Origin of the sequence: uncultured Microbacterium sp., assembly GCF_963521695.1 — a bacterium.
Lineage (GTDB): Bacteria > Actinomycetota > Actinomycetes > Actinomycetales > Microbacteriaceae > Microbacterium.
The window spans coordinates 1-13,946 of sequence record NZ_CAUQWC010000010.1; the positions used below are offsets into that span (position 1 = coordinate 1).

Annotated in this window: 13 protein-coding genes, 2 tRNA genes and 1 pseudogene; 3 read left to right on the forward strand and 13 right to left on the reverse strand. The window is 66.1% G+C overall.

What is annotated here, in order from left to right:
- A pseudogene (locus tag RWP81_RS01525) lies at window positions 1-258 on the reverse strand (class E sortase); the annotation flags it as partial.
- A 54-nt stretch (window positions 259-312) separates the two neighbouring features.
- Between RWP81_RS01525 and RWP81_RS01530 the strand changes: the two are divergent.
- On the forward strand, window positions 313-552 hold the full coding sequence (locus tag RWP81_RS01530; protein WP_055952750.1) for a cell division protein CrgA: 240 nt from the start codon (window positions 313-315) through the stop codon (window positions 550-552).
- A gap of 54 nt (window positions 553-606) precedes the next feature.
- Here the strand turns inward: RWP81_RS01530 and RWP81_RS01535 are convergent, their stop codons facing one another.
- Window positions 607-1,536: a rhomboid family intramembrane serine protease gene (locus tag RWP81_RS01535; protein ID WP_314451578.1), complete on the reverse strand. Its 930-nt coding sequence runs from the start codon at window positions 1,534-1,536 to the stop codon at window positions 607-609.
- A gap of 18 nt (window positions 1,537-1,554) precedes the next feature.
- Entirely contained in the window at window positions 1,555-2,112 is a 558-nt protein-coding gene (locus RWP81_RS01540) for a peptidylprolyl isomerase (protein WP_314451580.1), read from the reverse strand.
- A 100-nt stretch (window positions 2,113-2,212) separates the two neighbouring features.
- On the opposite strand from RWP81_RS01540, the gene RWP81_RS01545 reads away from it, so the two are divergent.
- On the forward strand, window positions 2,213-2,785 hold the full coding sequence (locus RWP81_RS01545; protein ID WP_314451582.1) for a DNA helicase: 573 nt from the start codon (window positions 2,213-2,215) through the stop codon (window positions 2,783-2,785).
- Window positions 2,782-3,255, forward strand: a complete 474-nt coding sequence (locus RWP81_RS01550) for a YbaK/EbsC family protein (protein WP_314451583.1) — start codon at window positions 2,782-2,784, stop codon at window positions 3,253-3,255. Before RWP81_RS01545 ends, RWP81_RS01550 begins: the two co-directional genes overlap by 4 nt.
- Before the next feature lie 6 nt (window positions 3,256-3,261).
- Here RWP81_RS01550 and RWP81_RS01555 read toward each other — a convergent pair whose 3' ends face one another.
- The 10 genes from RWP81_RS01555 to dnaA form a co-directional block, all read right to left on the reverse strand.
- Complete coding sequence (locus RWP81_RS01555) at window positions 3,262-3,690, reverse strand: NUDIX hydrolase (protein ID WP_314451585.1); 429 nt, start codon at window positions 3,688-3,690, stop codon at window positions 3,262-3,264.
- 65 nt (window positions 3,691-3,755) lie between these two features.
- Window positions 3,756-3,828, reverse strand: a tRNA-Ala gene (locus RWP81_RS01560).
- A gap of 13 nt (window positions 3,829-3,841) precedes the next feature.
- Window positions 3,842-3,915: transfer RNA gene (locus tag RWP81_RS01565), tRNA-Ile, on the reverse strand.
- 68 nt (window positions 3,916-3,983) lie between these two features.
- The gene (locus RWP81_RS01570) at window positions 3,984-4,385 is read right to left on the reverse strand and encodes a DUF3566 domain-containing protein (protein WP_314451587.1); all 402 of its coding nucleotides are present in this window, start codon (window positions 4,383-4,385) and stop codon (window positions 3,984-3,986) included.
- Entirely contained in the window at window positions 4,382-7,012 is a 2,631-nt protein-coding gene (gyrA, locus tag RWP81_RS01575; protein ID WP_314451590.1) for a DNA gyrase subunit A, read from the reverse strand. The genes RWP81_RS01570 and gyrA overlap by 4 nt, the downstream gene beginning before the upstream one ends.
- Window positions 7,013-7,074: 62 nt before the next feature.
- The gene (gene gyrB / locus RWP81_RS01580; protein WP_314451592.1) at window positions 7,075-9,111 is read right to left on the reverse strand and encodes a DNA topoisomerase (ATP-hydrolyzing) subunit B; all 2,037 of its coding nucleotides are present in this window, start codon (window positions 9,109-9,111) and stop codon (window positions 7,075-7,077) included.
- A 119-nt stretch (window positions 9,112-9,230) separates the two neighbouring features.
- Window positions 9,231-9,719, reverse strand: a complete 489-nt coding sequence (locus RWP81_RS01585; protein ID WP_314451594.1) for a DciA family protein — start codon at window positions 9,717-9,719, stop codon at window positions 9,231-9,233.
- Window positions 9,712-10,866: a DNA replication/repair protein RecF gene (gene recF, locus RWP81_RS01590; protein ID WP_314451596.1), complete on the reverse strand. Its 1,155-nt coding sequence runs from the start codon at window positions 10,864-10,866 to the stop codon at window positions 9,712-9,714. The genes RWP81_RS01585 and recF overlap by 8 nt, the downstream gene beginning before the upstream one ends.
- Before the next feature lie 46 nt (window positions 10,867-10,912).
- The gene (dnaN, locus tag RWP81_RS01595) at window positions 10,913-12,064 is read right to left on the reverse strand and encodes a DNA polymerase III subunit beta (protein ID WP_314451598.1); all 1,152 of its coding nucleotides are present in this window, start codon (window positions 12,062-12,064) and stop codon (window positions 10,913-10,915) included.
- A 451-nt stretch (window positions 12,065-12,515) separates the two neighbouring features.
- Window positions 12,516-13,943: a chromosomal replication initiator protein DnaA gene (gene dnaA / locus RWP81_RS01600; RefSeq protein ID WP_314451600.1), complete on the reverse strand. Its 1,428-nt coding sequence runs from the start codon at window positions 13,941-13,943 to the stop codon at window positions 12,516-12,518.
- Window positions 13,944-13,946: the final 3 nt, after the last annotated feature.

Genomic DNA, 13,946 nt, shown 5'->3' on the forward strand with positions numbered 1-13,946 from the left:
GCTCGGCGCCGGGAGCTGGGGATCGGCTGCCCATTGCTGACTCAGTTGTTTGCCTTCGTCCTTGAACTGGGCGCCGATGATGGCATCGCCGATCCACAGCTGCCAGACCACGAACAGCAGCACGAGGACTCCCGCCGTGACGAGCAGATCCCCGATCACACCGATGACCGACACCCGCCGACGGGGGGCGGGTGCGGGCGGAGGCGTCGACGCTGCGCGCCGATCACGGCGGGTCATCGGCTGCGTGTCGGTCTGCACGGGGCGATTCTAGTTCCGTGGGTTCGGTGACCGCTGAGCATTAGACTGTGGCCCATGGCTCGAACTGGCAAAGGCGACGACCCGATCGCAGAACGCACCGACGGCAACTCGGCTCCGAACCCGGTGTGGTTCCTCCCCATCATGATCGGTCTCATGCTGGTCGGTCTCGTATGGGTGCTGGTCTTCTACCTCAGCAACTCCACGTTCCCGATCCCCGGCATCGGCGCCTGGAACCTCGTGATCGGCTTCGGAATCGCCTTCGTGGGCTTCCTCATGACCACCCGGTGGCGCTGACTTACACCGGTGTAATTCATCCCCATCTGTGGATGAACCTGTGGATAACTCGGATCAGAGCAGCACGGCAGGGATCGCCAGAAGCGCGAGCAGCGCAACGCTGAGCCCCACGAGCAGCCCGATCTGCACCCCGCGCCGTGACGCCGTGCGTGTGCGAGCGTAGATCAGTCCGACCAGGGCGCCGGTGATCAGTCCGCCCAGGTGGGCCTGCCAGGAGATACCCACGGCGGTCAGCGACCCGATGAAGTCGCCCGAACCGATGGCGTTGATGGCCGCGAGAACGAACGGCCAGGCGAAGTTGATGGCGATCAGGATGCCGATCACGCGGATGTCGGCGCCGATGTGCCGCCCGATGACGAGCAATGCCCCAAACAGCGCGAAGATCGCCCCCGACGCTCCGACGGTCCAGACGCCGGGAGCCAGCAGCGTCACGGCCACCGATCCGCCCAGTGCCCCCAAGAGATAAAGCACCAGGAAGCGCGCGCGGCCGAGCATCGGCTCGAGACTGCGCCCGATGAACCACAGCGCCATCATGTTCAGGCCGACGTGGAAGAACCCGCTGTGGACGAGCGCGACGGTGAAGAGCCGCCACGGTTGGAAGACCCCCGCCTGAGGCAGCACGAAGATGCTGTTGAAGGCGAAAAGGTTCGCGACCAGCCCGCCGACACCCGGGATCAGACCGATGATGTACACGAGCCCGGTCACGGCGACGATGGTGAGCGTCACACGAGGCCGACCGGAGGCGACCACGGTCATCGGCCGCGAGCGCGAAGCCCAGCGCCGCTCGGCCTTCTTTTGAGCGGGCGTCTGCGCGGCCTGCTGCTGCGCCATGCACTCCGGGCAGATGACGCCGACGGCGGCGGGGGTGCGGCACTCCGAACAGACCGTGCGCATGCACCGCTGGCACAGCACGAAGCTCTGCCGGTCAGGATGCCGGTAACAGAAGTTGTCGCTGTTGCGACGGAACTCTTCGGTGGTGGACACCCGCCGCCGCCCGTGAGGTCAGACCGAGACGACGTCGACCGAGGTGAGCACGACGGGCTCGATCGGGCGGTCGCCGGCGGCGGTAGGGACGGCGGCGATCGCGTCGACGACGGCCTTCGAGGCGTCGTCTGCGACCTCACCGAAGATGGTGTGCTTGCCCTGGAGCCACGGAGTCGGGTCGGTGGTGATGAAGAACTGCGAGCCGTTCGTGCCCTCGGGCTGACCGGTGATGGCGTTGCGGCGGAGACCCGCGTTCGCCATGGCCAGCTTGTAGGGCTGGGTGAAGTCGAGCTCGGGGCTGATCTCGTCGTTGAAGTTGTAGCCGGGTCCGCCGACGCCCTGACCGAGCGGGTCGCCGCCCTGGATCATGAAGTTGGGGATGATGCGGTGGAAGATGACGTCCTTGTACAGGGGACCTTCGCCCTTGGCACCCGTCGCCGGGTTCGTCCACTCCTGCGAGCCATCGGAAAGCCCGATGAAGTTGCGGACGGTCCGGGGAGCGTGGTCTCCGAACAGGTTGACGACGATGTCGCCGTGGTTGGTGTGCAGGGTCGCGACGGCGGTGTGGTTGGCCATGGGTACATTCTCTCAGAGTTATCTGCAAGGGTCGGCGGGCCGAGCGGCCCCGTCTGGCAAGATGATCGGACGTACATCCCATCGACAGGGAGGATGAGCCGTGGGCCTCAGCCGCAAGAGCAAGAAGGAACTGCGCAAGCTCCAGAAGCACGCCGCCAAGGTGTGGGAGTCGCAGCAGGTGCTGCTGGGCGAGAGCGGGAAGGTCGCTCGTGAAGCCGGCCACCAGCTCGGTCGCTTCAGCCGCGAAGATCTCGTCCCCGCCGTACAGGACGGCTACAGCAAGTACGCCGCGCCGTACGTCGACAAGAGCGTGAAGTACAGCAACCGCTTCCTGAGCAACAGGGTCGTTCCCGCGGCCGGAGCCGTGGTCGGGGGAGCGATGTCGGTGTGGGACGCCGCGGGCGACACCCGCGACCGCATCGCGAAGGGGCGCGGGTTCGAACTCGACACCCACAAGTACGCCAAGCGTGCCGAGAAGTACGGCAAGCGGGCGTCGAAGCGTCTCGCCAAGAAGCTGCCGTCGCAGCACGACGGCATCGGTGCCGGTGGCGTCATCGCCATCATCCTCGGCGTCGTGGCCGCCGCCGGCGTGGCATACGCGGCCTGGCAGACGCTGCGAGCCGACGACGAGCTGTGGGTGGCTGACGACCCGCTGCGCGCGCCGGACGCGTGAGCGATCCCACCATCAGAGTCAGAGAGGCCGCGCGAGAGCGCGGCCTCTCTGTCGAGGTCCGCGAGCGTCCCGCGGCGTCCAGCCTCGATGAGGCGGCCGAACTCCTCGGCATCCCTTCGGGATCCATCGTCAAGACGCTCGTCGTCAAGCGGTCCGACGACACCTACCTCTTCGCCCTCGTCCCCGGCGATCGCGCGATCTCGTGGCCCAAGCTCCGAGCCGTGGTGGGCGTGAACAAGCTCCGTCTTCCGGAGCCCGAGTTGGCTTTCTCCGCGACGGGCTACGAGCGCGGAACCATCGTGCCGATCGGCAGCACCACGGCGTGGCCGGTGTTCGCCGACGAACGCATCGTGGGCTCCCGCATCGCCATGGGTGCCGGTGCGCACGGCTTCAGCCTGTTCGTCGACGCCGACGACCTGATCGCCGCGTACGACGCGGTCGTCGCCGACATCACGTCCGACCGCGCCTGAGGATCCTCACGTCCGCAGGCCCGCCATCCGCAGCGCGATGTCGACCAACTGCACCCGGCGAAGTCTTCTGGCCGCGCTCAGGGTGAACCACTCCGCTCGGTCCGTCGAGCCGCCCGTCTCGTTGCGCAGTCGTCCCCCCACGATCCGTGCGCGGTACACGATGCGCAGGGTGTGCAGCGGACCCGACGAACCGTCGGCCAAACGTGCTTCGGCGGGGATGACCCGCGAATGGATGCCGAGCAGCTCACCCACCGAGACCCGAAACCCGGTTTCTTCTCGCACCTCACGGCGGACGGCCTGCACGGGATCCTCGCCGGCCTCGAGTCCGCCACCGGGCAGCGTCCACGCCGCCCGGCGTCCATCGATCCAGTGGGCGAGCAGCACGCGATCGTCGGCGTCGGTGATGACGGCGTACGCGGCGACCCGCATGTCCATGACCAGACTCTAGCGAAGAGAAAAGCGAAGAGCCGGTCCTCGGAGGGACCGGCTCTTCGATGTTGTGGAGCCTAGGAGATTCGAACTCCTGACATCCTGCTTGCAAAGCAGGCGCTCTACCAGCTGAGCTAAGGCCCCGCGAGGGAAGGGGTGGGGCTACCAGGACTTGAACCTGGGACCTCTTCATTATCAGTGAAGCGCTCTAACCGCCTGAGCTATAGCCCCGTCTCGCTGACGTGATCACGTCAACCTCGAAGACTTTACCGGAATCCCGAGGTTTTCACGAATCGACGTCAGTTTGACGTGAACCCGACGAGCAGGCCGCCCGTCACCTTCACGGCGAGGTTGTAGATGCCCGCCATGACGGCACCGAGCACCGTGACGACGACCAAATTCAGGATGGCGATGATCGCCGCGAAAGCCATCACCTGGGGCAGCCCGACGTACTGCGACAGGTTGGCTCCGCCATCGGTGAAGCTCACGAAGAACTCATCGAGTCGAGGCAGGAGAGTTGCCGAGACGACCAGGTACAGCAGGAAGTACGAGACCACGGTGACGATGGCCAGGGCCACCGCCGCGAGGAACGACAGCTTCACGGCCGACCAGAAGTCGATGTAGACCAAGCGCAGTCGCACCTGCTTGGCCTGGGTCTTGTGAGTCGACTTCTTCGCAAGCTTGTCAGCTACCGTGCTCATGCGTCAGTACTTTCCTCAGGGGTCTCGGGAGCGGAGGCGTCGGCCTCATCCGCAGGGGATGCGGGGGGCTCCGTGGTCGTCTCCGTCGTCTCGGCCAGGTTCCGCTCGGCGTTGCGGGCGATCGCGATGATGCGATCGTCGCCACCGGCCCGGGCGAATACGACACCCATCGTGTCGCGTCCCTTGGCGGGCACCTCGGCCACGGAGGAGCGTACCACCTTGCCGCTGGCAAGAACCACGAGGACCTCGTCGCCCTCGGACACCATCATCCCGCCCGCGAGGACACCGCGATCGTCGGTCAGACGAGCCACCTTGATGCCCAATCCGCCGCGATTCTGCATCCGGTATTCGGTGACGGCGGTGCGCTTGGCGTAGCCGCCCTCCGTCACCACGAAGACGAATTCGTCATCCTTGGCGACGGATGCCGAGAGCAGGCTGTCTCCCTCTCGGAAGTCCATGCCCTTCACGCCCGAGGTGGACCGACCCATGGGGCGCAGAGCGCTGTCGGTGGCGGAGAAGCGCAGTGACATGCCGAGTCGGCTGATGAGGAGGATGTCGTCGCCCTCGTCGACCAGCATCGCGCTGACCAGCTCATCGGCGCTGCCCGGTTCGGTGTCGTCGCCCTCTTCCGAGACCTGACCGCGCAGCTTGATCGCGATCACGCCACCCTGGCGGTTGGTGTCGTACTCGGACAGACGCGTCTTCTTCACCAGGCCAGCGCGCGTGGCGAGGACCAGGTAGGTCGAGACCTCGTAGTCGCGGATGTCGAGGATCTGCGCGATCTCCTCGTCGGGTTGCAGCGCCAGCAGGTTCGCGACGTGCTGGCCCTTGGCATCCCGACCGGCTTCGGGAACCTCGTACGCCTTGGATCGGTAGACCCGGCCCTTGTTGGTGAAGAACAGCAGCCAATGGTGGGTCGTGGTGACGAAGAAGTGCTCGACGACATCGTCGGCACGCAGCTGCGCACCCTTCACGCCCTTGCCGCCGCGATGCTGCGATCGGTAGTTGTCGCTGCGCGTGCGCTTGATGTAACCGTCACGCGTGACGGTGACGACCATCTCTTCTTCGGCGATGAGGTCTTCGATCGAGACGTCGCCGTCGAAGCCGTGCAGGATCTCGGTGCGACGATCGTCGCCGAACCTGTCGGTGATCGCCGTGAGCTCGTCGCGGATGATGGTGCGCTGGCGCCCGGGGGTGGCGAGGATGTCGTTGTAGTCGGCGATGCGCGCTTCGAGCTCGGTCGCCTCGTCGACGATCTTCTGGCGCTCGAGCGCGGCCAGACGCCGCAGCTGCATGTCGAGGATGGCCTGCGCCTGGATGTCGTCGATATCGAGGAGTTTCTGCAGGCCCTCGTTGGCATCCTGCGCCGTGGGAGAGCGGCGGATGAGCGCGATGACCTCGTCGAGAGCATCGAGCGCCTTCAGGTAGCCGCGCAGGATGTGCATGCGCTCTTCGGCCTTGCGCAGGCGGTACCGCGTGCGGCGGACGATGACCTCGACCTGGTGGTCGATCCACAGGCTGATGAAGCCGTCGAGCGACAGTGTGCGCGGCACACCGTCGACGATCGCCAGCATGTTGGCGCCGAAGTTCTCTTGCAGCTGGGTGTGCTTGTAGAGGTTGTTCAGCACGACCTTGGCCACGGCGTCGCGCTTGAGCACGACGACGAGGCGCTGACCGGTACGACCGGAGCTTTCGTCGCGGATGTCGGCGACGCCGGTGATCTTGCCCTCGCGGGCGAGGTCGCCGATCTTGACCGCGACATTGTCGGGGTTGACCTGGTACGGCAGTTCGGTGATCACCAGGCACGTGCGGCCCTGGATCTCTTCGATGTTGACGACCGCGCGCATCGTGATGGAGCCGCGACCCGTGCGGTATGCGTCTTTGATGCCGCGCGTTCCGAGGATCTGCGCGCGCGTCGGGAAGTCGGGGCCGGGAATGCGCTGCATGAGCGCCTCGAGCAGCTCTTCGCGCGTGGCATCCGGGTTCTCCAGAGCCCACAGCGCGCCGGCCGAGACCTCGCGGAGGTTGTGCGGCGGGATGTTCGTCGCCATACCGACGGCGATGCCGACCGAACCGTTGACGAGCAGGTTGGGGAAGCGGGCCGGCAGGACCGTCGGCTCCTGGGTCTGGCCGTCGTAGTTGTCCTCGAAGTCGACCGTCTCTTCTTCGATGTCGCGCACCATCTCGAGCGCGAGAGGAGACATCTTCGTCTCGGTGTACCGCGGGGCGGCCGCGCCCTGATTACCGGGGGAGCCGAAGTTGCCCTGGCCCAGGGCGAGCGGGTAGCGCAGCGACCACGGCTGGACCAGACGCACGAGGGCGTCGTAGATGGGGGCGTCACCGTGCGGGTGGTAGTGCCCCATGACCTCGCCGACGACGCGCGCGCACTTCGAGAACGACTTGTCGGGGCGGAAGCCGCCGTCGTACATGCCGTAGATCACACGGCGGTGCACGGGCTTGAGTCCGTCACGCACGTCGGGCAGAGCACGCCCGACGATGACGCTCATCGCGTAGTCGAGGTAGCTCCGCTGCATCTCGAGCTGCAGGTCGACCTGGTCGATCTTGCCGTGGTTGTGAGCGGCTTCCTCGGGGGCTGGGGTGGGCGCGGGAGTGGTGTCGTCAGCCATGTCTTCTCAGTTCCGTAGTGCGTGCGTCGTCTGTCGGTGCCGTCGGTGTCGCGCCGGCGCGATCAGATGTCGAGGAAGCGGACGTCTTTGGCGTTGCGCTGGATGAACGTACGACGCGACTCGACGTCTTCACCCATGAGCACCGAGAAGATCTCGTCGGCCGAGGCGGCGTCGTCGATCGTGACCTGCTTGAGGGTGCGGGTCTCGGGGTCCATCGTGGTCTCCCACAGCTCGTGGTCGTTCATCTCGCCGAGACCCTTGTAGCGCTGGATGCCGTTGTCTTTCGGGATACGGCGTCCGGAGGCCTGTCCATCGACGAGCATGGCGTCGCGCTCGCGGTCGCTGTAGGCGTACTCGTGCGGGTGGTTCGACCACTTGAGGCGGTAGAGCGGCGGCTGGGCGAGGTAGACGTAGCCCGCTTCGATGAGCCCGCGCATGTAACGGAAGAGCAGCGTCAGCAGCAGCGTGGTGATGTGCTGGCCATCGACATCGGCATCGGCCATGAGCACGATCTTGTGGTACCGCGCCTTGGCCATGTCGAAGTCTTCGCCGATACCCGTGCCGAAGGCCTGGATCATCGCCTGGACCTCTTTGTTGCCCAGGGCACGGTCGAGGCGTGCACGCTCGACATTGAGGATCTTGCCGCGCAGCGCCAGGATCGCCTGCGTGTGCGGGTCGCGTCCCTGTACCGCCGAGCCGCCGGCCGAGTCGCCCTCGACGAGGAAGATCTCGCTGATCGAGGGATCCTTCGAGGTGCAGTCCTTGAGCTTGTCGGGCATCGCGGCCGACTCGAACACGCTCTTGCGGCGCGCGGTCTCGCGCGCCTTGCGCGCGGCGAGGCGCGCGGTCGCGGCGTCGATCGCCTTGCGGATGATGTTCTTCGCCTGGCCCGGGTTGCGGTCGAACCAGTCGCCGAGCTTGTCGCCCACGACCTTCTGCACGTACGCGCGAGCCTCGGTGTTGCCGAGCTTGGTCTTGGTCTGGCCCTCGAACTGCGGCTCGGACAGCTTCACGGAGATGACGGCGGTCAGACCCTCGCGGATGTCGTCGCCGGTGAGGTTGTCGTCTTTCTCCTTGAGGAGGTTGTTCGCGCGCGCGTAGCGGTTGACGAGCGTCGTCAGCGCGGCGCGGAAGCCCTCTTCGTGCGTGCCGCCCTCGTGGGTGTTGATGGTGTTGGCGTAGGTGAAGACGTTCTCGGTGTACGCCGTGGTCCACTGCATCGCCAGCTCGAGTGCGATCTTGCGGTCGGTGTCCTCGGACTCGACCTCGATGATCTCGTCGTTGACGACGTCGGCCTTGCGCACGCGGTTGAGGTGCTCGACGTAGTCGACCAAGCCGCGCTCGTACAGGAACGAGTCGTGCCGGGGCGCGGTCACCTCTTCGCCGGGCTCGCCCTCGGTCACGATCGACTGGGGGCGCTCGTCGCGCAAGCCGATGCGGAGTCCCTTGTTGAGGAACGCCATCTGCTGGAACCGCGTGCGCAGCGTGTCGTAGTCGAAGTCGACGGTGTCGAAGATCGTGGCGTCCGGCCAGAAGGTGATCGTGGTGCCCGTCGCGTCGCTCTCTTCTTCCTTGGCGAGGGGGGCGAGCGGCACACCTCCGTCGCGGAACGACTGGCGCCACACATGACCCTGACGCTGCACCTCGACTTCGAGGCGGGTCGACAGGGCGTTCACGACGGAGGAGCCGACGCCGTGCAGGCCGCCCGACACGGCGTAGCCGCCGCCGCCGAACTTGCCGCCGGCGTGCAGCACGGTCAACACGACCTCGACGGTCGACTTGCCCTCTGTACGGTGCATGTCGACGGGGATGCCACGGCCGTTGTCGATCACGCGGACGGCGCCGTCGCTGAGGATCGTGACGTCGATGGTGTCGCAATAGCCGGCGAGGGCCTCATCGACGGAGTTGTCGACGATCTCTTGCACGAGGTGGTGGAGTCCGCGCTCACCGGTGGACCCGATGTACATGCCGGGACGCTTGCGAACGGCCTCGAGCCCTTCGAGCACCTGGATGGCGTCTGCCCCGTACTCGTTGGGAACCTTTGCGGGGGTGGTCGCTTTGGGTTCCTCGGAAACGCTGTCGGGGTTTTCGGACGTCATGAGTGAACGCGCTCCAGATCGATTCGTCGGAACCTCCATCTTACCGCGCGCCGGTCCTCGAAATGGCCTGTACGCCCCTACGCGGGGACAAATCGCGTCGAGTCGGGATCGACCATGGCCTAGCCGTAGGTATCGCGCGGACCACGGCCTGGAACGGCTCTGGGCCCCCATTTCCAAGAGGGGACGTCCGGCCCTACGAAGCGGATCGCTTCGACCCCCGCCTCGGGGAAGCGTCTGAGGATCTCCGACAGGATGTGCGCGCGCATCAGCTGCAGCTGTTTCGCCCATGCGGTGGAGTCCGCCTGCACGGTGAGCGTTCCGGCATCCAGCGCCACCGGGCGCGTATGCGCGGCGGTGTCGGCTCCCGCCACTTCGTCCCACGTGCGCACGAGATCCTCGCGCGACAGCTGAGCCTCCCACCCAGCCGAACGGGTGAGGGCAGAGAGGACGTCGCCCAGGCCCCGCGGATCGCGCCCGGGCGTGAAGGGGGCGTTCTCTCCGTCATCCGTACGTCGCCGGCGCTTCTTCTTGCGGTAGGGCGCCGGCTCGAGACCCCGCAGCCGCAGATACGTCGACATCGTCTCGGGCAGTTCGGGTTCGTCATTCATCGTCGGCCTCCGTGATGCGGCCGACGTCGACCCGCACCACGTGCGCCCGGAGGGCGTCCGGAACGTCTTCTTCGACGGCTGCGGTGACGATGACCTGCTCGTAGCCGCCGGCGAGCTCGGCCAGGCGCGTTCGGCGCCCGACGTCCAGCTCGGCGAACACGTCGTCGAGGATGAGCACCGGGTCACCCAGCCGAGACTCCGCGCGCAGGAGTTCTGCGGATGCCAGCCGCAATGAGAGGGCGACCGACCACGACTCTCCGTGCGAGGCGTATCCCTTCACGGGGAGGCCGCGCACCTGGAGCACGAGATCGTCGCGGTGGGGACCGACCAGGGTGAGCCCACGCTCGAGCTCCGCGGAGCGACGGGCGGCCAGTGCCGCGCGGAACTGGTCGGCGAGCGGCTCCGAGGAGCGATCCGGGGCGGCGGGGTCCCCTTCTTCCGGGTCCCCTCCGCCTACGGACAAAGCCCAGGACAACCGCGGTTCATGATCGGCGCCCGCAATGGCCGCGTATGCGTGCGCGACGGGGTCGGAGAGATCGGATGCCAAAGCCACACGCGCCTCGATCACCTCCGTTCCGAGGGTGATCAGCTTGTCATCCCACACGTCGAGCGTGCTGAGCGCGTCGCCGCGGACCCCGCGGGCCCTGGCGGATTTCAGCAGTGCGCTGCGCTGACGGAGCACGCGGTCGTAGTCCGCGAGCACTGCCGCCATGCGCGGCGTCCGCTGGACGATCAGCTGGTCGGCGAAGCGGCGCCTGGCAGACGGATCGCCTCGGACGATCTGCAGATCTTCCGGCGCGAACAGCACGACCTGCGCGTAGCGCGGCAGTTCGGAGGTGCGCACATTCACGCCGTTGACCCGGGCCTTGTTCGCGCCCTGCCGGTTCAGTTGCAGCTCGAGCAGCACCGTGCGCTCACCGTGGGCCAGTCGTGCCCGCACGATCGCGGCATCCGTCCCGTCGCGCACGAGGGGAGCGTCACTCGACACCCGGTGCGAACCGAGGGTGGCCAGGTAGGCGACGGCTTCGACGAGGTTGGTCTTGCCCTGACCATTCCGGCCGATGAAGACGTTCGCACCAGAAGAGAGCGAGACATCGGCTTCCGCGTAATTGCGGAAGTCCTTCAGTCCGAGCTGCTCCACGATCACCGGGTCAGACTACCCGCCCCCTCCGACACGGCTGGGGTACGCCGGCTCAGCGCAACAGAAGGTTGGGCTGCAGAAGGTACTTGAACGTGCCCTCGCCGCCCTTGTCCATCGACGTCTGGGGGGTGACCAGAACAGGGCTGAGCTTGTTGGCGTTGTCGCTCGAGGTGAACGTGATGCGGGCGAACTCGCTTCGTACCGCACCGAGCGACTCGAGCAGGTACTGCGGGTTGAGTCCCAGAGTGACCTCGTCGCCCACGAGCGTCGCGTCGACGGACTCGGTCGCCCGGGCCTGCTCGGTGCCGGATGCGTCCATGGAGACACCATCGGGGCCGAACGTGAAACGCAACGGCGCGGACCGATCGAGCACGAGTGCGACACGGCGCACCGCTTCGGCGAGATCGGCGGTGTTCACGACGCTGTGGTGCTCGGTCTGGGCCGGGAAGAGACGGCGTACCGGCGGGAAGTTGCCCTTGATGAGCAGCGACGTCACCGTCTTGTTACCCGACGAGAAGGCGATGATCTCGCGGTCGCCGGAGCCCGAGAAGGCGATCGAGATATCGCCGCCGTGCGCGAAGGTCTTACCGACCTCCTGCAGGGTGCGCGCGGGCACCAGAGCTGACGTCGGTTCATCGGATGCCGCAGCACCGCCGTCCCAGGGGATCTCGCGAAGCGCCACGCGGTAGCGGTCGGTGGCGACCAGGCTGAGCTGCGTCCCGGTGACCTCGAGCTGCACACCGGTCAGCACCGGTGTCACGTCGTCGCGCGAGGCCGCGAAGGCGACCTGGGCGATGGCCGTGGCGAACTCGTCGGCGGGGACGAGGCCGGACTCGCCGGAGACCTCGGGGATCGCGGGGTATTCCTGGACCGGCATGGAGGCGAGGGTGAATCGCGCCGAACCGCACGTGAGCAGGATTCCTCCGTCGTCGTCGACGGTCATCTGGATCGGCGCGTTGGGGAGGCGGCTCGCGATGTCGCTGAGCAGGCGGCCGTGGACGAGGATCGTGCCCGGTTCGTCGACGGTGGCTTCGATCGTCGTGCGCGCGGAGGCTTCGTAGTCGAACGCGGCGAGAGTGAGCCCCTGCGCGCCGGCCTCGATGAGCACACCGGCCAGGATCGGCTGCGGGTTGCGCTGAGGCAGGAGCTTGACCACGAACGAGACGGCTTCGCTGAACACATCGCGATTGACGTGGAACTTCACGGGTGCTCCCTTGACGGCGGGTATGGCTTTCCCATGCTAGTGCCCCCTCTGCGACGGCCACGCCGAGCGCTGCCGGCACGGCAAGGTCATCGAATCTGCCTTAACGAAGAGATGGAGTCTTCATCTTCTTAACTGCTGTGGATTCTGTGGATAACTTCCGACACGCGTGTTAACAGCAGGGAAGGAGGGGGTTCGTGGGTGTGGACGGTGCGCGGTGAGCCTGTGCTGTTAACAGGGGTGGGTACGTGGGGTGGGTGGCGTCCGTCCACAGGGTTAAGGCATTCGTGCACACGTCATCCGCAGGAAAACCGAGTTATCCACAGGTTTTCCACACTGTGCAGAACCTTGGGTGAAACACCATGCCTGCGGGCTTGTATGCCTGATCAGAGGGTGAAAAACACGAAAGGGTCCAATCCACGAACGTGGACGGACCCCTCCGGGAGAGCGGCACTCAGCGCATGCGTCCGAGCTGGCTCGTGATCTCCGAGACCTGGTTGAAGATCGATCGGCGTTCCTTCATCAGGTCGCTGATCTTCTTGTAGGCGTACATGACCGTCGTGTGGTCGCGGTTGCCGAAGAGTTGCCCGATCTTGGGCAGCGACAGACTCGTGCGCTCTCGGCAGAGATACATGGCGATCTGGCGCGCCGTCGCGACGGCCTGGGAACGGCTGGAACCGTAGAGGTCGTCGACCGACAGCTTGAAGTACTGTGCCGTCGCCGTGATGATGTCGGTCGGCGAGATGACGTTGGCGTCGTCCTGGTCGATGATGTCGCGCAACACCGTCTGGGCGAGTGACATGTCGAGTGTCGACCGATTGAGGCTGGCGAACGCCGAAACCCGGATGAGAGCGCCCTCGAGTTCGCGGATGTTCGACGATACGACCGTCGCGATGTACTCGAGCACATCGTCGGGAATGAGCAGTCGCTCGCTCTGTGCCTTCTTACGGAGGATTGCGATGCGGGTTTCGAGGTCGGGCGCCTGGACGTCGGTGATCAGCCCCCACTCGAAGCGGCTGCGCATACGGTCTTCGAAGCCCGTCAGCTGTTTCGGCGGCAGGTCACTGGTGATCACGACCTGCTTGTCGTGGTCGTGCAGCGTGTTGAAGGTGTGGAAGAAGGCTTCCTGGGTCTCGGCGCGTCCCTGCAGGAATTGGATGTCGTCGATGAGCAGGATGTCGACGTCGCGATAGCGCGCCTGGAACGCCGAGCCGCGGTTGTTCGCGATCGAGTTGATGAAGTCGTTCGTGAACTCCTCGCTCGAGACGTACCGCACGCGGATGCCGGCATACATGCTCGCGGCGTAGTCGCCGATGGCGTGGAGGAGGTGTGTCTTGCCGAGGCCCGAATCGCCGTAGATGAACAACGGGTTGTACGCCTTGGCGGGTGCTTCGGCCACAGCCACCGCCGCAGCATGGGCGAAGCGGTTGGACTGGCCGATGACGAAGTTGTCGAAGGTGTACTTGGGGTTCAGGCGCGTGTCGTTGCGCGATGCGGGAACGATCGGCTCCGGGGCCTGGTCGATGACATTCGAGTGGACGGCGATCGTCGGCGACGACGCGTTGCGCTCGCCGCTCGCCGTGCCGCCGGCGCGGTGGGACTCGACGATGTCGGGATTCACCACGACACGGAACGTCCCGACATCGGGGTCGCTGCCCTGCACCTGGGCGAGGGCTTCGAGGATGGGCGCGCGCATGCGCTTGTTGAACTGCGCCGCGGTGAGGTCGTTGGGGACATCGAGGTAGAGCGTGCCGCCCATGACGCCCTGCGGAACGGCCAGATTGAGGAAACCGTGCAGCTGGGGTGTGACGCGATCGTCGGTGAGAAGATGGTCCAGCACGGCTGACCAGACGGGGACATCCGGTACTTCGTGCAGAGACATATC